The sequence below is a fragment of the Pseudomonas sp. RU47 genome, assembly GCF_004011755.1.
Lineage (GTDB): Bacteria > Pseudomonadota > Gammaproteobacteria > Pseudomonadales > Pseudomonadaceae > Aquipseudomonas.
The window spans coordinates 3,133,582-3,157,312 of sequence record NZ_CP022411.1; the positions used below are offsets into that span (position 1 = coordinate 3,133,582).

At 57.0% G+C, this 23,731-nt stretch carries 19 protein-coding genes and 1 pseudogene; 11 read left to right on the top strand and 9 right to left on the bottom strand.

Annotated elements, in window-relative coordinates:
- Positions 1-23: 23 nt before the first annotated feature.
- The 4 genes from CCX46_RS14205 to CCX46_RS14220 all read right to left on the bottom strand — a co-directional run bounded on the left by CCX46_RS14205 (position 24) and on the right by CCX46_RS14220 (position 3,940).
- A complete protein-coding gene (locus CCX46_RS14205) occupies positions 24-716 on the bottom strand; it encodes a GntR family transcriptional regulator (protein ID WP_224789881.1) in 693 nt (230 codons plus the stop codon).
- A 198-nt stretch (positions 717-914) separates the two neighbouring features.
- Complete coding sequence (locus CCX46_RS14210) at positions 915-1,703, bottom strand: SDR family oxidoreductase (RefSeq protein ID WP_127927353.1); 789 nt, start codon at positions 1,701-1,703, stop codon at positions 915-917.
- A 245-nt stretch (positions 1,704-1,948) separates the two neighbouring features.
- Positions 1,949-3,028: an alkene reductase gene (locus CCX46_RS14215; protein ID WP_095129133.1), complete on the bottom strand. Its 1,080-nt coding sequence runs from the start codon at positions 3,026-3,028 to the stop codon at positions 1,949-1,951.
- Positions 3,029-3,100: 72 nt separating this feature from the next.
- Complete coding sequence (locus CCX46_RS14220; protein ID WP_127927355.1) at positions 3,101-3,940, bottom strand: pirin family protein; 840 nt, start codon at positions 3,938-3,940, stop codon at positions 3,101-3,103.
- A gap of 238 nt (positions 3,941-4,178) precedes the next feature.
- Here CCX46_RS14220 and CCX46_RS14225 point away from each other — a divergent pair, with 238 nt between their 5' ends.
- A complete protein-coding gene (locus tag CCX46_RS14225; protein WP_095129135.1) occupies positions 4,179-5,096 on the top strand; it encodes a LysR family transcriptional regulator in 918 nt (305 codons plus the stop codon).
- A gap of 31 nt (positions 5,097-5,127) precedes the next feature.
- On the opposite strand, the gene CCX46_RS30865 is transcribed toward CCX46_RS14225, so the two are convergent.
- From CCX46_RS30865 to CCX46_RS14240, 3 genes and pseudogenes are all read right to left on the bottom strand, one after another.
- Positions 5,128-5,346, bottom strand: a complete 219-nt coding sequence (locus CCX46_RS30865) for a hypothetical protein (protein WP_095129136.1) — start codon at positions 5,344-5,346, stop codon at positions 5,128-5,130.
- A 157-nt stretch (positions 5,347-5,503) separates the two neighbouring features.
- A pseudogene (locus CCX46_RS14235) lies at positions 5,504-5,927 on the bottom strand (transposase); the annotation flags it as partial.
- Between the two features lie 480 nt (positions 5,928-6,407).
- Positions 6,408-7,322 (bottom strand): LysR family transcriptional regulator, encoded by a 915-nt coding sequence (locus CCX46_RS14240; RefSeq protein ID WP_016983049.1) that lies wholly within the window; start codon positions 7,320-7,322, stop codon positions 6,408-6,410.
- A gap of 269 nt (positions 7,323-7,591) precedes the next feature.
- Here CCX46_RS14240 and CCX46_RS14245 point away from each other — a divergent pair, with 269 nt between their 5' ends.
- From CCX46_RS14245 to pgm, 4 genes are all read left to right on the top strand, one after another.
- Positions 7,592-8,614, top strand: a complete 1,023-nt coding sequence (locus tag CCX46_RS14245; RefSeq protein ID WP_127927357.1) for a zinc-dependent alcohol dehydrogenase family protein — start codon at positions 7,592-7,594, stop codon at positions 8,612-8,614.
- A 550-nt stretch (positions 8,615-9,164) separates the two neighbouring features.
- Positions 9,165-10,631: a hypothetical protein gene (locus tag CCX46_RS14250; protein ID WP_127927359.1), complete on the top strand. Its 1,467-nt coding sequence runs from the start codon at positions 9,165-9,167 to the stop codon at positions 10,629-10,631.
- A 49-nt stretch (positions 10,632-10,680) separates the two neighbouring features.
- A complete protein-coding gene (locus CCX46_RS14255) occupies positions 10,681-12,081 on the top strand; it encodes an aminotransferase-like domain-containing protein (protein WP_127927361.1) in 1,401 nt (466 codons plus the stop codon).
- 105 nt (positions 12,082-12,186) lie between these two features.
- A complete protein-coding gene (gene pgm / locus CCX46_RS14260; protein WP_127927363.1) occupies positions 12,187-13,833 on the top strand; it encodes a phosphoglucomutase (alpha-D-glucose-1,6-bisphosphate-dependent) in 1,647 nt (548 codons plus the stop codon).
- 69 nt (positions 13,834-13,902) lie between these two features.
- Here pgm and CCX46_RS14265 read toward each other — a convergent pair whose 3' ends face one another.
- Positions 13,903-14,598, bottom strand: coding sequence for a pirin family protein (locus CCX46_RS14265; protein WP_127927365.1), 696 nt, complete (start codon positions 14,596-14,598; stop codon positions 13,903-13,905).
- Positions 14,599-14,877: 279 nt separating this feature from the next.
- On the opposite strand from CCX46_RS14265, the gene CCX46_RS14270 reads away from it, so the two are divergent.
- The gene (locus CCX46_RS14270; RefSeq protein WP_127927367.1) at positions 14,878-17,352 is read left to right on the top strand and encodes a UvrD-helicase domain-containing protein; all 2,475 of its coding nucleotides are present in this window, start codon (positions 14,878-14,880) and stop codon (positions 17,350-17,352) included.
- A 50-nt stretch (positions 17,353-17,402) separates the two neighbouring features.
- On the opposite strand, the gene CCX46_RS14275 is transcribed toward CCX46_RS14270, so the two are convergent.
- The gene (locus CCX46_RS14275; protein ID WP_038367758.1) at positions 17,403-17,675 is read right to left on the bottom strand and encodes a DUF1652 domain-containing protein; all 273 of its coding nucleotides are present in this window, start codon (positions 17,673-17,675) and stop codon (positions 17,403-17,405) included.
- Between the two features lie 263 nt (positions 17,676-17,938).
- Here CCX46_RS14275 and CCX46_RS14280 point away from each other — a divergent pair, with 263 nt between their 5' ends.
- From CCX46_RS14280 to CCX46_RS14300, 5 genes are all read left to right on the top strand, one after another.
- The gene (locus CCX46_RS14280) at positions 17,939-18,754 is read left to right on the top strand and encodes an AraC family transcriptional regulator (RefSeq protein ID WP_127927369.1); all 816 of its coding nucleotides are present in this window, start codon (positions 17,939-17,941) and stop codon (positions 18,752-18,754) included.
- A gap of 52 nt (positions 18,755-18,806) precedes the next feature.
- Positions 18,807-20,213 carry an NAD(P)/FAD-dependent oxidoreductase gene (locus CCX46_RS14285; RefSeq protein ID WP_127927371.1) on the top strand — a complete coding sequence of 469 codons (1,407 nt, stop codon included), beginning with the start codon at positions 18,807-18,809 and terminating at the stop codon, positions 20,211-20,213.
- 42 nt (positions 20,214-20,255) lie between these two features.
- Positions 20,256-20,600, top strand: a complete 345-nt coding sequence (locus CCX46_RS14290; RefSeq protein ID WP_093431317.1) for a cupin domain-containing protein — start codon at positions 20,256-20,258, stop codon at positions 20,598-20,600.
- A gap of 59 nt (positions 20,601-20,659) precedes the next feature.
- Positions 20,660-21,745 carry a polyamine ABC transporter substrate-binding protein gene (locus tag CCX46_RS14295; protein ID WP_127927373.1) on the top strand — a complete coding sequence of 362 codons (1,086 nt, stop codon included), beginning with the start codon at positions 20,660-20,662 and terminating at the stop codon, positions 21,743-21,745.
- 466 nt (positions 21,746-22,211) lie between these two features.
- Positions 22,212-23,657 (top strand): serralysin family metalloprotease, encoded by a 1,446-nt coding sequence (locus tag CCX46_RS14300; protein WP_127927375.1) that lies wholly within the window; start codon positions 22,212-22,214, stop codon positions 23,655-23,657.
- Positions 23,658-23,731: the final 74 nt, after the last annotated feature.

Below are 23,731 nucleotides of genomic sequence, written 5' to 3' on the forward strand. Positions count from 1 at the left end.
TTTTTTAAACCTTGTTGATGAGGTTAATCAACTTCGACAGGCTTGTGCGCATCGGCAACGATCAGCGCCCCTGTATTGAGGATAAACTCGGCAGCACTTTTGATGTCATCTTGCAGTGATTCACAGGCGGCAACGGAGTCACCCTTCTTTAAAGCATCAACCATCGCTGCGTGATGACTGGCTTGCACTCGCTGAACCACACGCTCAGTGCCAGATCGTAGGTCATAGTTGATGATAGGCCCTATTCTCAGCCACAGGGACTCAACTATCTGGAGCAGGATGGGCATGTCCGCCTGATTATAAATTGCGAAATGCAGTTCTTTGTTCAGCGTAATCAGCCGTGACTCATCGGGAGCGCCTTTTGCAAACTCTGCGCAAAATGCCTCGTGTATCTTTTCAATCTCAGCCAGCGCCTGCGAATCAACAAGTTCCGCAGCACGAGCTGCAGCTTGCCCCTCCAGATTCAACCGGATACTGGTGATTTCCCGGAATTGGCTGACCGTCAGTACAGGAACGCGAATATATCGATTAGCCGCCATTTCAAGCGCTTGCTCAGCGACCAACCTGTGAACGGCCTCTCTCACTGGCATGACGCTAACACCAAGAGCGTCCGCTATAGATCTGAGCGAGAGCTTTTCCCCAGGCATAACGCGTCCGCTTATCAGCAGATCACGCAGCTGGGCATAAACGTCCGCACTGAGGGTCTGGCGGATCATGGGCGTTACGAGTGTGGATAGGTTCATGGCGAGAATTATAGGCAGGTTCGATCAGCCAGCATAGGAAAATGAGACAACTGTGATCACGGATGTGCCGGTATAGAAAGTGACGGAATTCGGGAGAAACGAGCTCTCTAGCACACGCGCACTAATCGTCTCGCTACCAAGGTCGGTGGCGAGACGTGTAGGTCTGACTAATCAAAGATACTCGACATTGCCGTCGATGCTAATCGCTTGTCCTGTCACATTGTTAGCAGCAGGAGAGCATAGAAATAAGGCCATTGCTGCCACGTCTTCGGGTGGAGTCATCCGGCGCAATGAGATTTTCTTCAATGTTTGTTGGCGCATCTCCGGCTCTGAAATGCCTAACTGTTTGGCGCGATCACTGATGACGCGATCCTGGCGCGGGCCCTCGACGATGCCTGGCAGCAGTGCGTTGACTCGAATGTCTTTTTCGCCCAACTCGGCTGCCAATGACTTCATAAGACCAACGATGGCCCACTTGGTCGCGGCGTATGGAGTCCGCCAGGCATAGCCTAAGCGCCCCGCGACCGATGAAATATGAATGATGTGTGCGTGTTCTGACTTCGTTAGGAGGGGGACAGCATGATGAGCGAAGCGATACTGCGCATTGAGATTGATGTCTACTGTCTGTTCCCATTCGGCATCACTAATTTTGTCGATTCCGCCGGTCGGCCCTGCTATGCCTGCATTGTTGATAAGTACATCAAGCCCACCCACCCACTCCTGTTGTATCTCGAAGACTCGCTTAATTTGAGCAGAGTCGGAGACGTCGGCCAATGTGGCCAAAGCTTCAGGATAGCGCTCACGAAATTGTGCGATCGCCTGCTCACTTACATCGCATACATGGACTCTTGCCCCAATTTCGAGATATGCAGCCGCGATCGATTCTCCAATGCCTGATGCTCCACCGGAAATTAAAACCTTCAATCCGGCATAAGGTGTCAGCCGCTTCATCACGTTCATAGCTAATGCGTCCTGTCTTATTTTTGTTCATGAGTTCTTTCTTGGCTACGGCTTCCGTAGACAAGAAAACCTCATTGAGTGATATGTGATCACAGTTTATTTGTCAAGACAGGCTTGCCGCAGGTTTGCAGGTGAATTACCGGGGAGGGCGCAGACTCCTGCCCCGGTTCAGCATTGCAATCTACGGCCCGATTACTCTGCGAGTGGCAGCCGGCGGCGACTGCGCTTACCTCAGAACTACATCGTTATCGGATCTGGGCCATGGTCGGGTAATCCGTATAACCTCGCTCCTCACCCTGATAGAAGGTGGTCGGGTCTGCGTCATTCAATGCGACACCCTGTTCGAATCGCTCTACCAGATCCGGGTTGGCCAGGAACGCAGTGCCAAAGGACACCAGATCAGCATTTCCTTCTCTGAGGGACGTTTCTGCGCGTTCCGCGTCATAGCCCCCATTGGCGATGTAGGTGCCTGCGAAACGACGCTTCAGTTCTCTGAAGTCGAATGAACCCGCACCGACTTCTACTACGTGAATGTAGGCTAGCCCGTAGCGACTGAGCATTTTCGCTGCATAGTTGAAAGTCGCTTGGGGATCGCTGTCGCTCATGGAAAAGTAATTAAAAATCGGCGACAGGCGAACGCCCACGCGGCTAGCCCCGAATACTTCGATGACCGACTCCACAACCTCCTTAAGAAACCGAGCGCGATTTTCTGCAGAGCCGCCGTATGAATCGGTTCGGGTGTTGGTGCCATCGCGCAGGAACTGATCGATCAAGTAACCGTTCGCGCCATGTATTTCCACACCGTCAAAACCTGCACGCTTCGCGTTTTCAGCACCTTGGCGAAAATCCGCGATCACGCCAGGAATTTCATGCAGACTCAGAGCCCGTGGCGACTCGTAAGGCTTCAATCCTTCAGGCGTGTAGAGCTCGCCATCAGCTTTGATCGCTGAGGGGGCTACCGGCAGCTGATTATCGAGCTGTACCAGGGAGTGTGACAGGCGCCCAACGTGCCAGAGCTGGAGAAATATCCGTCCGCCCTCTGCATGCACGGCGTCGGTCACGTGTTTCCAGCCGGCGATTTGCTCGCTGGTGAAGATGCCCGGTGTTCTCATGTAGCCTTTGCCTTGAGCCGAGACCTGGGAACCCTCAGTAATGATGAGGCCGGCGCTTGCACGTTGACGGTAATACTCGACTACTGTGGAAGTTGGAACATCACCTTGGCCAGCCCGGCTTCGCGTCAGAGGCGCCATCACCATATGATTTTTCAAGGGTAGGTTGGCGATTTGAGCGGGGGACAAAAGAAGGTTGAGATTGCTCGCTGTCATGACGTGCCTCAGTATGATTTGGGGTGTTGGATAGTTGTCGTCGAGATGATTTTCACGCCGGGTTGAGCGGCGCTAGTTGAGCCGTCCTTGCTGGCGCAACCGTGTGCCAATCCGCTGTATTTCCGTTTCGCCCTGCGCCAGAGCTGCCTTGCTCGTGTGAACCGAGTAGTGACCCGTTACCAGGTCGTACGGATGCTTTACCGCCGAGCCCATCACGAAAGAGCAATCGCCTTTCGCGATGAAGTTGATGCGGTGCTCTGACTCTTCGAACACGGCTAATTCGCCGGCATTGATCAACCCACCTGCGTCCAGACTTCCAGAACTCACAGCGAGCCAAGCAATGTTGTGACCGTATGGTGGGGTGTAATGCCAGTGCTCACCGTCTTTTAAACTCACGGCGAGATAGTTCATTTCACTCGGCACTTCAATCAGGCTTTGGGCTGCCCCGTAACGTCCCAGTAGTACCCGTGCTGGGCCCACTTGTGGAACTTGCGACGGATCAAGGTAGGTACTCATCGCGGGAGCGTTTTCAAGCGGCGGCGGCAATGCCACCCAGAGCTGGAATCCCTGTATTGCGGACTCGCTTGCTAGCGTAGCGTCGTGCCACACCCCATTGCCGGCCTGCATCCACTCGACACCACCCGCGAGCAGTAAACCGGTCGCCCCAGTGGTGTCCTCATAAGAGACATCCCCTTTTGTCATGAAGGTAACCGTTGCGATTCCTGAGTGCGGATGCATGCCGAAACTCGACTTACTACCACTGGCGTTCAGGCTGAAAATGTCCAGGAAAATAAACGGTTTTAACAGCTCTCCTAGATCACCTGGACTCATAAGCCTCGTTATGGGGCCATGTGTGGTTCCTTCAGTACGATGGACAATGGCGCGTGGTCGAACTACTACGGTGGCGGTCATATGTTTTCTCTTTGTTCTCCCTTGCCGACAGACGATATCGTCGCGCGGAGTTCCGGCTGCCTGGACTGGATGGGGATTAACTCAGTGATGCCGAAAAGCCTTGACGGTCAGCCCGTAGGAGATTCCGGCAACTGAAGGTCAGCTGCAGCAATGACTGAAGGATATGCGTCTATTGATTGCTTTATTAGATGGCATAATTGGATTGAACTGATCCATTTTTGGAGTGGGTGGTAGCAAGATGATCGATCTGAATGACGTCGCATTGTTTGTAAAAGTGGTGCGCAGCGGTAGTTTCGCTGAGGCAGCACGGCAGCTTGGAATGCCCTCAAACACCTTAAGCCGGCGGGTTCAACAGCTTGAGGCTCAACTCGGTACGAGGCTGCTGCAGCGCTCCACGCGCAAGCTCACACTCACCCAGTCTGGCGAGGCTTTTCACGAGCGATGCTGTGGAGCCGTGGATGGACTGATTGACGCTGGTGAGCAGCTGATGACAGGAAACCAAGAGCCGAGTGGCACCGTGCGCATTGCGGCAATGGCTGATTTTTTCGACTTCTTTCCTATGGAGTGGGTAGCCGATTTTCTCGAGGCGCATCCACGGGTAGACGTCGACTTTGTGCTGAGTGATGCACGCGCCGATTTGATCGCTGATCGTATCGACATTGCGTTTCGAGGCGGAGCGTTGCAAGACTCAGGATATGTCGGTCGCCAACTCCTTGGAGCTGGTAACGAAGGTCTGGTGGCCAGCCCGAATTACCTTAGAAAAAAAGGCGTACCTGATTCGCTTGGAGATTTGGTCAATCATGATTGTGTAACTTTTGGCCATCCTAGTGGCGTCACCACCTGGACTCTCCATGGGCCAAATGGTGCAGCGGAAGAAGTGCGGGTCACTAGCCGTTTCAATGGAAACACCGCCCAAGCTTTGCGCAAGGCGACGTTGGCCGGGCTAGGAATTGCCTTGCTGCCGCCCGCCATGACAAAGTCTGATCTTCAGACAGGGCGCCTTGTGTCTGTGCTGCCGCAGTACCATAGAACCGGATACGGCTTGCATGTGCTTTACCCAAGTCGGCAACATTTGCCGTTAGCTGTGTCTGCATTCATTGGGTTGGTGATGGAGAAACTGGAGGGACAAGAATTTCCTGCAACGGCTCTCTCCTGATCCATGCATCCGTCAAGAGTATGGGATATGCCTAAGAATGACGCAGGCGCATGATGGCATCTGTGATGCCTTGAGCATTCTTGTCCAGCGTCTCCATCGCCCCGATTGCGTTAGCGGCTACATTCTCCGCTCCGTTATCAAGCGGCCACTTTGTCACCTCTTCATTGGCTGCGCGTATTGCGTGCTGGTTGTGTAGCCGCAGCGTGAGGGCGTCTGCTGTGGCTACATTCACTTGAGAGCTATCCGGCATCGGAATCTTCCTTGATGATCTGGTGCCTAGGTAGTAGCTGATCTCTCGCCTGCCCGATCTCTTCCTGAATCTACCCGCAAGGGGATGGCCCATCGGTTCTGGCACGGCCTAGGGTATCAACCGCATCTCGCGTAGTTTGTCGAACACGTCGAAAAATGCCTGATCGCTCGACCAAGCCAGCGTCCATGCAACGACGCAGCAGTTCATTGAACAGCCAGCGAAAGAGATCGCTGTCCGAAAACGGCCATGTCTATTTTTGGAAAAGGTCGAGTGGCTGGGGACTTCATCTTCAAGGCTTAACCGGCAGAACCAGCGATACGCCAGGTTCAAATGGGCCTCTGCGCACAACCGCCGCTCTGAGCGAATGCCGTAGCAATAGCCCACGATCAGCATGCGGATCATCAGTTCAGGATCAATCGACGGACGCCGATCGGGCTAAAGAAATCGGCGAGGTAATGGCGCAGGTCGCTCAGATCGAGACGCCGATCAATGCTGCGCAGAAGGTGATTGGCGGGAATGTGATCTTGGAGGTTGAACGAGTAACACAGCCGATCCTGCCCACTCGATAACTGCCCCATCATGCTGCGTGCTTCCCTGCGGGCCAATGCAGATATTTTGCCGCAGGCAAGATAGAGGAGCTACTTTTTCAACACATCGTTGCCGTTGAAGTTCGATTCCCGGTTTGCATGGGAAGTGTCAGCCCCTCCGATTTTGAGTTGTTCGGACAGCTAACGCGACAATGCTAATTAACTAATTGATTTTTAACGATTAATTCCTTGGGTGGAATACGAGTCTGTACGGAGGTGGTGTTGTTCGTTCATCGATTCCAGTGTTCACCGTTCCGCTGAAAGCTTCAGGCCGGTCTATCGAATCGCAGAGTGTCCGGTCGGAGCTATCCTCATCAATAGCCCACTTGGCCTTAGGCTGGGGGCATCCTTTTCAAACCATCCAAAGCATGCCCTCAGATGTGCCCCCAATGTAGCAATCCACTGGAAGTGAATGGAGCTCCATGGTTTGTGGAAAGGCAGAAATGATTAGCCGAACTGCCTGCCCGACGAAACCTAAAGACTCTCAGGGTCGCCGAAAAACATCTGAATCCGCGACCGCAACCAACGCTCCCCCGGATCATTATCCTGCGACCCCCGCCAGGCCATATGCAGCTCAAACGTGCGCGTCGGCAACGGTGGATCTTCCGCGCGAACGCCGCCAGCCGCCGTCAACGCCTCCGCCGTGTAATCCGGCACGGTCGCCACGATGTCAGTGCCTGCCAGCAACGTACTCAAGCCATTGAACTGCGGAACGGCCAGCACCACATGACGTTTGCGCCCCAGCTTCTCCAGCTCTTCATCAATAAAGCCACTGAGGTCGCCAGCAAATGACACCAGCGCATGCGGACGTGCGCAGTAGTCGTCCAGGCTCAGCGGCCCCGGCACGGTATCGGCGCGCAGCAGTTTTGGTGCGCTGCGACGCAGGACCTTGCGCTTGGCGTTGGCCGGCAGGTCCGTGGTGTAGCTGACGCCAATGGAGATCTCGCCGGAGGCCAACAGGCCCGGCATCAATATGTAGTTGACGCGACGGATCACCAGCACGATGCCCGGCGATTCGGCGCGCAGGCGTTTGAGCAGCATTGGCAGCAAGGCGAATTCAACGTCGTCGGACAAACCGATCCGAAATACCGACGTGCTGGTGGCCGGGTCGAATTCGGCCGCGCGGCTGACGGCGGTCGAAATCGAATCGAGGGCCGGGGAGAGCAGGGCGAAGATTTCCACCGCGCGGGCGGACGGTTCCATGCTGCGCCCGGTGCGTACAAACAGCGGATCATCGAACAGGCTGCGCAGGCGCGAGAGCGCCGCACTGATCGCCGGCTGACCGAGGAACAGCTTTTCTGCCGCCCGGGTCACACTGCGTTCGTGCATCAATGTTTCGAATACGATCAACAGGTTCAGGTCGACACGACGCAGGTCATTACGATTCATCTGGAGTCCTGGCAGAGTCATCAAGCTTGACGAGAGCGGCCATATGAGAACAATGGCCGGCATGAATCTTACGGGGAAAGGCTGGTACTCTGCACCGGAAAATTCAGCTTTACTGAGACGGTGGCAGCAGTTTTTCATGGATTTTGCCAATGCCGCCCCTGTTGCGGAATCAATGACAGGCATGTCGACTATTAATAGCCACTGATAGTCTTGGGTCAAAAGCCCAGATAGAGTTCATGGCATTAGAGGTTACTTTGACGAGGTTTGCGATGTCCCGCACGATCCGTTTTCACAAGTTTGGTCCGGCCGAGGTGCTCAAATGCGAAGAGCATGCGGCCGCTCAGCCAGGTCCTGGCGAAGTGCAGGTGCGTGTCGAGGCGATCGGCATCAGCTGGTACGACACCCTCTGGCGTCAGAATCTGGCCTCGTCTCAGGCGCGACTGCCTGCGGGTCTTGGTCACGAGATGGCCGGTGTGATCACCGCTGTCGGCGACGGTGTCGATGATCTGGCAGTGGGTGACAAGGTCGCCAGCTTTCCGGCCGAGAGTGCGAACGACTACCCGGTCTACGGCGAGTCGATCGTACTGCCGCGTACCGCGCTGACCCGTTATCCGGATGTGCTCACCCCGATCGAAGCCAGCGTGCATTACACGCCATTGCTGATCGCCTACTTTGCCTACGCCGATCTGGCGCGGGTCAAACCGGGGCAGTTTGCTCTGGTCACGGACGCCAGCCATTGCGCCGGTCCTTCGTTTGTCCAGTTGGGCAAGGCGATGGGCGTACGCGTGATCGCTGCGACCAAAGAAGCAGAGGAACGCGAGTACCTGCTGTCCCTTGGTGCAGAAAAGGTCATCGTCACCGAAGAGGAAGATCTGTTGATGCGAATCAACAAGATCACCGACAACCGTGGCGTTGACGTGGTGTTCGACGGCCTCGGCGGTCCACAGATGTCGCTGCTTGGCGATGTACTGGCGCCGCGTGGCAGCCTGGTGCTGTACGGCTTGCAGGGCGGCAACCAGACGCCGTTCCCGGCCTGCGCAGCGTTCCAGAAGAACATCCAGTTCTTCGTGCACTGCATCGGCAACTTTACCGGCAAGCCGGAACTGGGCATCACTCAGGACCACGTCGCGTTGCAACGCGCCCTGCGTGATATCAACCAGTTGACCGCTGACCGTGTGTTGCTGCCGCTGAAGACGCGTGTATTCCCGTTCAACGAGTTCGTCGAAGCGCATCGCTACATGGACGAATGCCCGTGCCGCGAGCGGGTAGCGTTGCAAGTCGAACCGGCGTAAGCCCTGTTATCAGAGTCCGTGGCCCCACGGACTCTTCTGCGTTTAGCTTCCCTCCTGAAAAAACAGCGCACTGTGATAATGCCCCCATGACCGTTCAGCAACTGAACTGGTTTTTGCTCGCGATCTGTATCTTCTAATCACAATGTAAGCCCTGATAATTGAATGATTACTTTCATCTCAAGGAATGAGCCATGTCTGTGTATTCAATTTGTCCTGTGCGATATAAAACGGCTAAATCTGTTGGTCGCGCCTATTTCTGTTTAATTGTTGTAGGCCTATTCGGAAACCGCTTCTCTTTTTCTTGTACTCACTTGTCGTGGGACCTTGTGGGAAGTTTCCTAGGACTGCGTTCAGAAAAAATTATCCCAGCAATTACAGGGGGTTGAGGCTGCCATTCAGCGGCTGAAGGGGGTTTGTCAGCTCAAGTGTTTCAAATAACTTCAAACTTGTAAGTGTTAGCATTCGAACGTCTATTACTTATTGATGAATTGTCGCCTGACTGATGTTTCAGTGCGTGCGGCAGGAAACTTTCGATACTGGGTAAATACCGATGAGCACGATCCATGATCAGGCAATGAACTATGTCTACCAGCAAGTGTTGCAACGTTTGCTGAGTTTCTTTTCCCGCGCGGAGCGCACGGCGCTGCAGTTGCTGATCCAGCGACTGGCAGTGGCGGCGGGCGGCATGGAGAACATCGGTCATTTCAAGGTGCTGGTGAACCAGTCCGGGTCGCGCGACAGTTGTTACACCCTGGCATTGCTGCGGGCCGCGCAGTTGAGCATTGCTGGCCGTTCGCCTGCGACCTTTCAGCTAAGGGTGGCGACCTTGCGCTGGAACGGCAACAGTGAGACGTCCCTGCAAAACATGCACCGCAGCTACAGTGCACTGTTTCTGTATGACGACCCTCGGGTAGAGCTGGTGATGGTGGATCACCGCGAGGTTTTGCCGTTTGATCATCAGGCTCCCATTGGCGAAGCAGGTCGCGAGACCAATCGTATCAACCTGCTGTTGATCGGGCATCGTCGAGCCTGGAATGAACCGCTTGAATTGTGGGATGACGCTTATCTGGCCACCGCCGAGTTCTACGGTCAGGTTGCGCGCTGGAACAATGGCGTTGACGCGATGATCGGCAGTGAGTCCGCACGTCGTCAGCGGCACTTCCTCGACGGCCTGGAGCGCGCCACGCACAAAGCCGCGATTGCCGCGCCGCAGATGAGCACCGCCGGTTTTGAAATGCTGTTCCCGCTGCTCGACGGGCTGGGCGGCGATTATTACCGCGAGTTTTACTCTGACGAGGAGCGGGTAACCTGGCGCCCGGAAGGCCATTTCGAGGCCTGTCGGCGCACCAGTTTTATCAATATCAACGACATGATTGTCGGCAAACTCGAAGAACGCTGGCCTTTGTTGAGTGATTTTCTGGGCTTTCAGGCTGACGACGTGACGCTCTATCAAGGAGATGATGAACACGTGGAGCCAGTGGTGGCCGCGCATTTGCGAGGTTTGCAGGCGCAATTCATCGAGGGGCGGACCTATGAGGCCGGCGTCAGTGATTACCTGACCAGTCTGCTGATAACAATGCGGCAAAAGCAGGTTCCTGAGCCTGTTTGCGAACAATTGCTGGCGAGCTTCGGCGATCTGCAGGCGCCTGAGCATCTGCGTTTGCAGGCGGCAAACGCTTTGCAGGCCAATTTCGAGCTGAATGAAATCCAGCTGACATGCCTTTTGTTTGCGCCTTTTATCAACGCGGGTGCCGGGCTTGAGCGGTTCCTGCGTAATTGTCATCCCGGGATGCTGGTGGCGTTGCCGGATCTGCATCGGGCAATGCAAGGGCTGCATGCTCCGGAGCAGGTACTGAAGTGGTTGACGGATGTCAGCGGGCTGCCCGTCAGGATGGTTGTGCGTCTGTATGCAATGGGGCCTGTGCGCATGCCTGAATCCAGCGAAGGTGCAGCGCAGAACGAAAATGAGGACGACACGCTGGCTGAGCCTCCCGCCGATCGATCGGCGGAAGGTTGATTGTGCGCTGCCTGTCCGGAGGTGAGCCTGTGCCCATGGGCGCGGGCTCGTGAAAACATCGAGAGAAAATGACTTCGTTTACCAGGCGGTTTATCGCTATCTGAAGTTACTGATAGACGAGGCGGGGAGTAGCCCACCGGTGCGCTTGCCGTCGCTGCGACAATTGGCTGATCGGCTCAATGTGTCGATCTCGACCGTCCAGTACGCTTATTCGCTGCTGGAGAAGGAAGGACGGGTCTATTCGATTGCCAAGTCCGGTTACTACGCGCAGGCGCTGCACGTGATGGATTCGCCCGACAGCGGCAGTGATTTGCTGGAAACCGTTTACGTCAACGCGAGGCGACCCGGCATGTGCGTGTTGAGCGGTGATGAACCGGCCTCGCTGCAACCACTGGACAGTCCATTGCTGATGCTGGAGCGTGAACTGCTGCGCCAGTATCCTCGTCAACCGCAAGCGTTGGTGCAACCTTGCGGAGAGCTGGAACTGCGCACGGTGCTGGCCGCGCGCTACACCTCGTCTACCGCCAATTACTGGCGCGCGGATGACGTCTACATCGGCGCCGACCTGCGCGGTGTCCTGGAAATACTGATTTCGGTGCTTGAGTTGCGTCGGGCCACGGTGATCGTTGAATCGCCTTGTGACTGGGTGATCTTGCGCCTGCTGGAGGCCGCTGAAGTGCGGGTTATCGAGCTGCCGCTGCTCGCCGGTGGCGTGATCGATTCGCAGCGACTGGAGTCGTTGCTCCAAAGTGAGCCGGTGCGTTTGATTCTTTTGTCGGCGGCGTTGAGCATGCCTCGAGGCACTTTGCGCCCACTGAGCAACCAGCAGGCAATCGCGCATCTGCTCGGGCATCACGGCACGTGGGTGCTGGAAAACGATTGTTACAGCGAACTTCATGAGGGCAGTGTCGCCCAGCGATTGCGCGACTGCCTGGACCCTGATCGTTTGCTGGTGTTCTCCACGTTCGAGAGATTCATCGGTGCCGAAGCGCCTTTCGGCTTTTTGCTGTCGCGTCATTGGCGCAATGAATTGCAAAGGCATTTCCTGTTGCGCGCGTTTCGCTTGTCGCCCATCCGCCAGAAGGCCATCGCCAGGCTGCTTGGCGGTGGTCGGCTGGATCAACATCTGGCCATATTGCGGCGAATGCTCAAGGAGCGGCGCACGCAGTTGATCGACCTGTTGCGCGAGCGCCTCGGTGATGCGTTGCAGATTGTCGAACCGCAGGGCGGCGCAACCGTCTGGGTGCGCTCGCTGCGACCGGTGAACATGGGCTATGTGTTTCAGCGCCTGCTCAGGCAGCAGATCGTTATTGCGCCGGGCGAGCTGTTCAGCCTGCAAGGTCTGCATGCACACCATCTGCGTTTAAGCCCGCTAACTCATGCCGACCATGACCTGGCCTGTGTGGTCGGGCTGATCGGTGACGCCTTGCGGCTGGCACCCGCTGACTAACGTTAAAAAACATCGGGAGAGTTCCGGATAGATCCCATCGCACTGCGGTCAAACTGCCAGTAAACTGCGCTCCATTCCTGAACCACTCTATTTCAGAGGTTTTGCATGACACTCAGTCCTTTTGCGGGCAAACCGGCACCGGCAGAATTGTTGGTCGATATCCCGCGACTGGTAACGGCTTATTACACCGGACAGCCCGACGCCTCGATTTCCACTCAGCGTGTGGCGTTCGGTACATCCGGACACCGGGGCAGCTCGTTCGACTTGAGTTTCAACGAGTGGCACGTTCTGGCCATCAGCCAGGCGATCTGCCTGTACCGCGAAGCCCAGGGGATCACCGGGCCGCTGTTTGTCGGCATCGACACGCACGCACTGTCTACTCCGGCCGGTGCCAGCGCCCTGGAAGTGCTGGCCGCCAACGGTGTCACCGTGATGATCGCCGAAGGTGATGAATACACGCCGACACCGGCCATTTCCCACGCCATTCTCTGCTACAACCGTGGCCGCACCTCGGGCCTGGCGGACGGCATCGTTATCACGCCGTCGCACAACCCGCCACAAAGCGGTGGTTACAAGTACAACCCAACCAATGGCGGCCCGGCCGACACCCACATCACCAAGTGGATCGAAGCCAAGGCCAATGAACTGTTGGCCAACAAACTGGCCGGTGTGAAACGCATCAGCTACGAGCAGGCGCTCAAGGCCAGCACGACCCATCGTCACGACTATGTGAACACCTACGTTGCCGACCTGATCAACGTGATCGACTTCGATGCCATTCGTGACGCCAAACTGCGTCTGGGCGTTGATCCGCTGGGTGGAGCAGGGGTGCGCTACTGGTCGGCGATTGCCGAGCATTACCGCCTCGATCTGCAAGTTGTCAACAAGGAAGTCGACGCGACGTTCCGTTTCATGACTGTCGACTGGGATGGCCAGATTCGCATGGACCCGTCGTCCAGCCACGCGATGCAGGGCCTTATCGGCCTGAAAGAGCGCTTCGACGTCGCGTTTGCCTGCGACCCGGATCACGACCGCCACGGTATCGTGACGCCGTCCGGTGGTTTGCTCGCGCCGAACAACTATCTCGCCGTTTCGATCGATTACCTGTTCCAGAACCGTCCACAGTGGCGCGCGGATGCCGGTGTGGGTAAAACCGTGGTCAGCAGCGGTCTGATCGATCGCGTGGCCAAGCGCTTGGGTCGTCGTCTCTACGAAGTTCCGGTCGGTTTCAAATGGTTCGCTGACGGCCTGTTCGATGGCTCGCTGGGTTTCGGCGGTGAAGAGAGCGCCGGCGCATCGTTCCTGCGCAAGGACGGTGGCGTGTGGAGCACCGACAAGGATGGTCTGATCCCGGCATTGCTCGCCGCGGAAATGACCGCGCGCACCGGTCGCGATCCGAGCCAGGCTTACAAAGCGTTGACCGATGAGCTGGGCGAGCCGTTCTCGGTGCGCGTCGATGCCAAGGCCAATCCGGAGCAGAAAGCACTGCTAAGCAAGCTGTCACCTGACCAGGTCACCTCGACCGAACTGGCCGGCGAGCAAATCCAGAGCATTCTCAGCCATGCCCCGGGTAACGATCAGGCAATTGGTGGTCTGAAAGTGATGACTGAAAACGGTTGGTTCGCCGCGCGTCCGTCGGGCACTGAGGACATCTACAAGATCTACGCCGAAAGCTTCATCAGTGACGACCACCTCAAGCAATTGGTGGTTGAAGCGCAGACCTTGGTGGATGGCGCCATCTCCAGCAAGTGATGTTCGCAAGCGCATGAAAAAAGGGGCAACCATGATGGTTGCCCCTTTTTTTGCCCGCCATTCAAGCAATCAAGCCAGATCCACCAGCACAATCTCGCTGTCCTCAATGGCCGTGACGGTCAGTACGCGTTCCTGTGCCACCGCCACACCGTCTCGAGCTTGTGCACGCAAACCATTGACTTCAATCACGCCGGTGGCCGGTACCAGATACGCGCGACGGCCTTCATCCAGACGATATTCCGCCGTTTCACCCGCCTTGAGATTGGCCGCGACCAATCGCGCATCAGCGCGAATCCGCAGGCTCTGGTCATCACCATCCTTGCCGCTGGCCAAGGTGACAAAGCCTTCGCGCTGGCCTTTCGGGAATGGTTTGGCACCCCAGGATGGCGGTGCGCCGGTTTCCGTCGGCAGAATCCAGATCTGGAAGATCTTGGTGTCTTTTGCTTCCAGGTTGTATTCGCTGTGTGCGATGCCGGTGCCGGCGCTCATCACCTGGACGTCGCCAGCCTCGGTGCGGCCCTTGTTGCCTAGGTTGTCCTGGTGAGTAATCGCACCTTCACGGACATAGGTGATGATCTCCATATCGCGATGCGGGTGCTGCGGGAAGCCAGTGCCTGCTGCAATCACGTCATCGTTCCACACCCGCAGGTTGCCCCAGTTCATGCGCTGCGGATCGTAGTACTCGGCGAACGAAAAGTGGTGATGGGCATCCAGCCAGCCGTGATGGGCGCCGCCCAGCGAGCTGAAAGGTCTGAGTTCAAGCATGATCGTCTCCTCAAAAGGCTCGTCATAGGGTGTGAATGGATGACACCCGACGCGACACCGGTGGTTTATGACGGCCATCATCTATCAGCTAACAATCGATAAAAAGCGTAAAAAGTGCGGCGTTATGATCGAAATGACCGATAAGAAAACACCTCGAAAGTGTTTCATCTCACCTTCAGTTCATCGCCTAAACCAATGACCTGTAAGCATTTCGCTAGAACTGAACGGCAAATACAGACACCATAGCCGCAACAGCCTCACACACTGGAGCCCGTCAGCGTGGCGCAACACACCCCCGATCTTCCTCCCGAACTTCGCCCCTTGGCCGAGATGCCTTGGTTCAAACGCTTGGCTGCACGCTTCTTCGGTCATGGTTTGACCCGTTTGCGCGCGCAGCACCGTGCATCGTGGCTGCACGGTCAGGCCGATGGTTTCCGCAGCGGCCACACCGCTGGCGTCGAATATGGCTTTAACGAGGGCAAACTTGAGGGGCTGGAAGAGGGCCGTCAGGTGCTGCTGATCCGTGACAGTCGCAACACCGAGCATCGCCCGCCCAGTGTCGATAACCACTTGTTCGACGATTGGCGCCTGCCGCTGACGGCCGAGCTGAAAAAGCGCATGAAGGCCGATGTCGCCCGTTTGTTGCCCGGGCACGCGCAGCCGAGTACCGCGCAATGGAAGATGATTTTCAGCGAAACACCGTCAACCTCAGTGGTCGCAGGTGCAGGCGCGGGCAAATCAACCACGCTGGTGCTGCGCATCCTGTTGCTCAACCACTATCTGGGCTTTGAGCTGGATTCGATGACCGTGGTGACCTTCACCCGCGAGTCGCGCAAGGATTTCATCAATAAACTGATCGAACTGTTCGCGCTCTGGGGTCTGGCGCTGAATCTGCGCCAGGCGCGAGAACTGGTGCGCACCTTCCACTCGCGCATCCTGCCGATGGTGCGCAGCCTGCCGGGTTTTGAACGCTTGCAGGCGTTTGAGAACCTGAGCAATCGGCCACAAGGTGCTGACGAGGAGGTCGACAGCAATCCGTTCGACTTGCGTATCAACGATGCGCAACGCCAGCAACTCAACGCCTGTTATCACCGCCTGTTCAACGAAGACGAACGTTTCCGTCAGCTGATTCAGCCATTGTCCCGCGCCGGTCTACAGCTCAAGGAGCTGGAGCGCGATCACCCGGACGTGCAAAAACGCGTTGCGGTGACGCAGTTGGCCTCCCAGCGTGATGAAGAACTGTGCGATGCCATTGAAGATCTGTGGTTGCGCGCCGGAGCCTGGCCGATCAAAGGCATCGAGCCTAACCGGCAGAGTTTCGATATCAACGGCGCGAAATTCCATTGCCATGGCTACATTCCGAGCCTGGATGCCTGGGTGGTACTCGGTTTCGATCCACGGGAAAATCCGCAGGTCAGTCGGCCAAACGCCAAGCTCAGCGTGCGCGCAGAGTGGGCAGTGAAGCGCACCCTGTTTCAAGCTTTCTGTCGTAAGCCTTTGATTTGGCTAGATAGTTATGATGCGTCAAAGCGTGTTCTTGCGACTTTGGCAGGCGATGCCAGCGCCGGGCCGGGCTTCGATTACAAGGTCAAAGGCGAGTTGGCGTCGGCGCCGTTGCTCGACTGTTTTGTCGCAGCAGCAGGTTTCATCGAGAACCTTGGCCTGGACGTGCCTGACGCGGTCGGTCGCATGAGCTTTGCCAAGGATGACCCGGACCGGTTTTTCTTTGAGGCGTTGAGCCTGTTCTGGCGCGCCTTTGAAGATCATCTGCTCGATCAGAAACCGCCGGTCATGACCTACAACCGAATGTTCGCGTTGTTCAGCGAGCACTCGCCGGAGAACCTCAAGCTGTTGAGCGATGAGCTGCTCAGGCCGTTGTCGCACCTGATGATCGATGAATTTCAGGACGTTTCGCCGCAGATCGTCTCGTGGATCCGTGCCAGCCTCACGGAAATCCGCAGTCGAGGCCCGGCGATGCATGTCGGACGGGGAGCGCAGCGCTCGTCGCTGTTGTGCGTCGGTGATGACTGGCAGTCGATTTACGGCTGGCGCGGCAGTTCGCCGAGCTACTTTATGGCGTTCGACAAAGAATTCCCGTCGCCCGCTACGACGCGGGTGATGCTCAGCGACAACTACCGCAGCCACCAGCACATTATCGATGCGGCCGAGCACATCGTTCGCGCCGCCCCGGCGATCCCCGGCAAGAAGGCCAAGGCCAGCGGCGCAGTCAAGCCACTGCAGCCGGTCAACGTGCTCGAGCGCGATGATCAGGCATTGGGGCAGCGCCTCGCCGAACATTATCGTCAGGGCCATTCAATCTTGATGCTTTATCGAAAAAGCAGCGATAAGTCATTGATTGAAGAGCATATTCAATCCGTAGTTAATGTGGATTCGAGCTTGCCGTACGAAGCGCGACGCCTGAAGCAACTGACCTACCACAGCGCCAAAGGCCTGCAGGCCGACGCGGTATTTTTGCTCGGTGACTGTCAGCACCTGACCAGTTCGCCCTATAAGAATCAGGTCTATCGCATGGCAGGACTGGGCAAGTCCGGCGACAGCGAGCCGTATGACACGGCGCAAAAAGACGAGATCCTGCGCCTGGCGTATGTCGGCATCACCCGCGCGGTCAGCCATTGCTACTGGTATGTCGAACCGCAGGAAGCGCAAGCGGTGAACATGCCCCGGGCGTCTGACCGGGTGGCCAAAGGCAAGCCGTTCTTCGTTGATCACCGCATCGCCAAACAAACCGCATAAGCACAAAAAAGCCCACATCGCTGTGGGCTTTTTCGTTTTAAATCAAAGGGCTATGCGTAACTCCTGAGAGACTCCGGAGGTACGAAAGCTTCCAGCTCGTCCTCCACAGCCTCGATAATTCGTTCGACATCCGCTGCATTCATCACCGTCGCACACGGGATGCCCGCGATGGCGATCATGGTTTCGCCACTGGCGCGATCAAACAGTCGGGCGATCATGCTGCCCGGCGCGTCCATCGTTGCCTCGAAACCCATAGGATGAAAATGCCAACGCATCAGTTGGCATGCATTGGGGAACGTGACTTTGCTTGACCCTTTATTCATGTGTTGCCCGCCTTCTTCATCGAGCGCTTCCGTTTGCTCATGTTAGGAGGGAAGAGCCTTCATTGGCTCAACCGGTGACTGACATTAAAAGTAGCATCCCTATGTGAAATTCCTGTGAGATTTTTCAGTTCTTTTTGCGATTGCTTCGCATTTTTTGATGTAAGTCACGGCCTACGCAGTCATCGCCAAAAGGCCACTACGGATTAGTCATTGAAGCACGTGCCGAACTTGGGCAAGCTCGATTCTTTTTCGCCGAGCCCTTTATGCACGCCGACGACGACGGCCCAGAACAGACCAAAGCTACGGCGGCCACGGTCATGCGCTATCACCTGAGCTGGAAGCACCGCGACCTCGACAGCGTCATGGCGCTGTATCACCCGGACATCCAGTACAACGATTTCTTTCAGAACCGCGTGCTCGGTCTCGCCGAGTTGCGCGAATACGTGCGCGTCAGCATGCCGCGTGAATCCGACGAACTGCTCGAGCATTGCGACCGTATTCGCGTCGACGGCAATACCGCGTTCATTCAATACGAAGTGACCTTGCGCGGCGGCGACGGGCTGGTGTCGTTTCGCTCAAGCGAAGCGATCACGGTGAAGGACGGGCTGATCTGGCGCGTCAACGAATACGCTTCGTTGGTGCGCACTCAAACCCATGGCCCAACCTCTTCAAGCCAGCGCCCGGCGGTCAGTCGCCTGGGTCTGTCGCCGCGTCAATTGAGTTTCATGGCTGAAGACCTGCAACAGTACTTTGAAAAGCAGCAGCCGTACCTCGATCCCGAACTCGACTTGCAGCGGGTGGCGAAGGAGTGTGGTTACAGCCGCAATCAGATTTCCTATCTGCTCAACCAGGTGCTCGGGCAAAGCTTCTATCGCTACGTCAATCAGGCGCGCCTGCAACATTTGCTGCGCTCGCTCGATAGCGCCACGCCGCCGGTGCGCATCGATGAATTGGCGTTCGCTGCCGGTTTCAATTCGTTGTCGGCGTTTTACAGCTGTTTCCGCCAGCACACTGGCCAGTCTCCGAAGGCTTACGTTAAACAAATTTCTTTGCGGACACGCGCGCAAGACTTCTCCTGAGCCCGCGCACTAGGATCGACGCCATCGAAGGTTTTCAGTGGCGGAGTCTTGCATGCCGGCGTGGCGCACTATCAGTTTGTGGATGGATCAACTCGACGAGCCGCTGACCGCGCGGCCCGAGCTTGAGCGAGATCTGGACGTGGACGTGGCGATCATCGGCGCCGGCTACACCGGGCTGTGGACCGCGTACTACCTGAAGAAACTCGCGCCGGGGCTCGACATTGCGATTGTCGAGGCGCAGACCGCCGGTTTTGGCGCGTCCGGTCGTAACGGCGGCTGGCTGATGGGCAATCTGCTTGGCGAAGATCGCTTGCTGGCTGGACTGTCGCCGGAACAGCGTCGCGCGTCATTCGATCTGCTGCACAGCATTCCCGATGAAGTGGAAGTCGTCCTCGAACGCGAAGGTATCAACTGCGATTACCGCAAGGGCGGCGTGCTGTATTGCGCGGCGCGCTATCCGGAGCAGGAAGCCTCTCTGCGTGAATACCTGAACAAATTGCACGGCCAAGGCCTGACCGACGACGATTACCGCTGGCTCAGTCCCGAACAGCTGGCCCAGCAGATCCGCGTCGCCAAGCCTTATGGCGGGATTTACGCGCCGCACGTGGCGACTATACATCCGGCGAAACTGGTGCGCGGTCTGGCGCGCACCGTGCAGAACATGGGCGTGAAGATCTACGAAAACAGCCCGGTCACCCACTGGCAGTCTGGCAGCTTGCGCACCGCCAAGGCCAGCGTGCGCAGCCGCTGGATCGTGCCGGCCGTCGAGGGTTATTCGGTGACCTTGCCGCCGCTGGGCCGTTATCAATTACCGGTGCAAAGCTTGATTGTCGCTACCGAACCGTTGTCTGCCGCGACTTGGGATGAAATCGGCCTCAATCGCGGCCAAGCCTTCAGCGAATTCAGCCGCCAGGTCACCTACGGCCAGCGCAGCGCCGACAATCGCCTGATCTTCGGCGCCCGTGGCGGTTACCAGTTCGCCGGCAAGTTGCGCCATAACTTCGATCTGACCCGCGATGAAGTCGAATTGCGCCGCTATCTGTTCGGTGAGCTGTTCCCGCAATTGAAAAACGTGCAGATCACCCACGCCTGGGGCGGCAACCTCGGCATGTCACGGCACTTCAAGCCGCACATGCTTTGCGATCGCACCAACGGCATCGCGCTGTCCGGCGGTTATGGCGGGGAGGGCGTCGGCGCCAGCAACCTTGGCGGCCGCACGCTGGCGGATCTGATTCTCGAACGCGACACCGAACTGACTCAGCAGCCATGGGTGCTACCCGACGGCGGCATTCACGCACTGCGCGCCTGGGAGCCAGAGCCGTGCCGCTGGCTCGGCTACAACGCGATCATCAAAAGTTTCGTCCACGAAGACCAGACCCTGGCCAACCCGGCGACCGCGCCATGGCGGCGCAAGCTCGCCAGTCAGGTGGCGGGTTTCATGGAAGGTTTCATGCACTAAACGTCGATTTACTTCAAGAAAGCCCAAAAAACAGGTCAGACCATGAGCATTACCCAGTTCAAAAACACCGCGACATTGCAACTCGACGAGTCCAATCCGGTGGCCGTGCCGCTCGGCGAACCGGTCGCCATTGCTTCGACCACCAGCGTCGAGCGCGATGACGGCGTTGAAACCGGCGTCTGGGAATGCACCCCGGGCCGCTGGCGTCGGCAGATTACCGCGCAAGAGTTCTGCCATTTCATTTCCGGGCGCTGCACGTTCACCCCTGACGGTGGCGGCGAAACCCTGCACATACAAGGTGGCGACGCACTGATGTTGCCGGCCAATACGCTCGGGATCTGGGATATCCAGGAAACCGTGCGCAAGAGCTACGTGCTGATTTTTTGATTGTTTTGATCCTTTGATTGCCTGCCAACAAAAAAGAAAACCCACACAGGAATCGATCCATGATCCGCAAGACCCTCGCTCTGGCACCGCTGATGCTCGCCGTTTCCCTTGCTCAGGCAGCGGAAACGGTCAAGGTTTACAACTGGTCCGACTACATCGCGCCGGACACCACCAAGAACTTCGAAAAAGAGACGGGCGTGGGTGTCACCTATGACGTCTACGACAGCAACGAAACCCTCGACGGCAAGTTGATGACCGGCAAATCCGGTTACGACGTGGTGTTTCCGTCCAACCACTTCATGGCCCGGCAGATTCAGGGCGGGGCGCTGAAGAAACTCGACAAGAGCCAGTTGCCCAACTGGAAGAATCTCAATCCGGTGCTGCTCAAAGCGCTGCAGACCAATGACCCGAACAACGAACACGGCTTCCCCTATCTGTGGGGCAGCACCGGCATCGGCTACAACATCGCCAAGGTCAAAGCCGTGCTGGGTGACGATGCGCCCGTGGATTCCTGGGACCTGATCTTCAAGCCTGAATACATGGAAAAGCTGCAGAAGTGCGGCGTAGCCATCCTCGACAACGGCCCGGAATTGCTCCCGGCGGCGCTCAACTACCTGGGCCTGCCGCACCACAGCAAAAATCCCGAGGACTACAAAAAGGCTGAAGCGCTGCTGATGAAAGTGCGGCCGTACGTCAGCTACTTCCACTCCTCGAAATACACCAGCGACCTGGCCAATGGCGACATTTGTGTAGCGGTCGGTTTTTCCGGTGACATCCTGCAAGCCGAAAACCGCGCCAAGGAAGCGAAAAACGGCGTCGACATCGGCTACGCGATTCCCAAGGAAGGCGCGGCGATCTGGTTCGACATGGTTGCCATGCCGGCCGATGCGCCGGACGAGAAGGCGGGTTACGCGTTCATGAACTACCTGCTGCGCCCGGACGTGATGGCTGGCATCAGCAACTACGTGCACTACGCCAATGGCAATGAGCAGGCCGACAGCCTGATCGACCCGGCGATCAAGAACGACACCAAGGTGTATCCGAGCCCGGAGATGATGGGCAAGCTGTTTGCGCTGGAAGCGATGCCGTTGAACATTGACCGGATCCGCACGCGGGTGTGGAACAAGATCCGTACCGGTAGCTAATCACTCAGGCATACACAAATCCCTGTGGGAGCGAGCCTGCTCGCGAAATCGATCTGTCATTCAGCATCAATGTTGTCTGACCTGACGCCTTCGCGAGCAGGCTCGCTCCCACAGGTTTTTTGCGTATTTATCTGGTTGATATCAATACACTGGCATCGCACTAATAAAGTGCAGCAAAGTGAGACGCGCCTAACAAAAAACAACTTACCCATATTTAATATTTAAATAGAAAATCGTCAGACAATTAGGCAAAAGCCGCGCAACTAAAACATTCTTTCATCCCCGCACGCTTTGTTTACGGCAGTTTCCCGAAACAGCCCGATTTGATCTCAAAAAAATCCTTTACGGCAGATTTCAAATTGTGTCAGGTTTCTTACGCCTTCATTGGGCGAGTGATAGGACGAACTCGCCAGAGATCGTCCTGTCGGACAAAAACTGTTCCATTGCTAAACAAGGAAGTGTGTTTATGTCGAAAGTTAAAGCGAATGCTATTGATGCCGCCGAACAGGCTTTTCAGCTGTCTGCCTTCAGCTCGGCGTACAACCAGATCAATAGCTTCAGCCATCAATACGATCGTGGCGGCAACCTCACGGTCAATGGCAAACCCTCCTTCTCCGTCGACCAGGCCGCAACCCAGTTGCTGCGCGACGGCGCTGCCTACCAGGACAAGGACGGCAGCGGCAAGATCGAACTCACCTATACGTTCCTGACTTCGGCATCGTCCAGCACGATGAACAAGCACGGGATCAGCGGGTTCAGTCAGTTCAGTGCACAACAACAATCCCAGGCCAAGCTCGCCATGCAATCCTGGGCTGACGTGGCCAACGTGACCTTCACCGAGAAAGCCTCGGGCGGTGACGGCCACATGACCTTCGGTAACTACAGCGGTGGCCAGGATGGCGCTGCAGCGTTCGCGTATCTGCCAGGCACCGGCGCCGGTTATGACGGCACCTCGTGGTACCTGATCAACAGTGGCTACACGCAGAACAAGAACCCGGATCTGAACAACTACGGCCGTCAGACCCTGACGCACGAAATCGGCCACAGCCTGGGTCTCGCTCACCCTGGCGACTACAACGCCGGCAATGGCAACCCGACCTACAACGACGCGTCCTACGGGCAAGACACCCGCGGCTACAGCGTCATGAGCTACTGGAGCGAAAGCAACACCAATCAGAACTTCAGCAAGGGCGGTGTCGAAGCGTATTCGTCCGGCCCGCTGATGGACGATATCGCTGCCATCCAGAAGCTCTACGGTGCCAACACCACCACCCGTACCGGTGACACCACCTACGGCTTCAACTCCAACACCGGCCGCGATTTCCTCAGCGCTTCGTCGTCGAGTGACAAAGTGGTGTTCTCGGTGTGGGACGCGGGTGGCAAGGACACTCTGGACTTCTCGGGCTTCACCCAGAACCAGAAGATCAACCTCAAGGACGCCTCGTTCTCTGACGTTGGCGGCCTGGTCGGTAACGTGTCCATCGCCAAGGGCGCGATTATCGAGAACGCCATTGGCGGTTCCGGCAACGATCTGCTGATCGGCAACAGTGTGGCCAACGAGCTCAAGGGCGGTGCTGGCAACGACATCCTCTGGGGTGGCGGTGGTGCTGACAAACTGTGGGGCGGCGCGGGTTCGGACACGTTTGTGTTCGCAGCCAGTTCCGATTCCAAGCCGGGTGCGATCGATCAGATCCTCGATTTCGTCAGCGGTCTGGACAAAATCGACCTGACCGGCATCACCAATGGCGCAGGCCTGCACTTCGTCAGCAGCTTCACCGGTGCTGCCGGTGACGCCATCCTGACGTCGTCGGGCGGCAACAGCCTGCTGTCGGTGGACTTCTCCGGGTTCGGCGTGGCTGATTTCCAGGTCAGCACCGTTGGCCAGGCAGCGACCAGCGACATCGTGGCGTGATGTAGCAGTGGGAAGCGGCGCGTGATGCGCCGCTTTCTTTGCTTGCATCGTATTGGCAGGTAAGCAAGGCTACA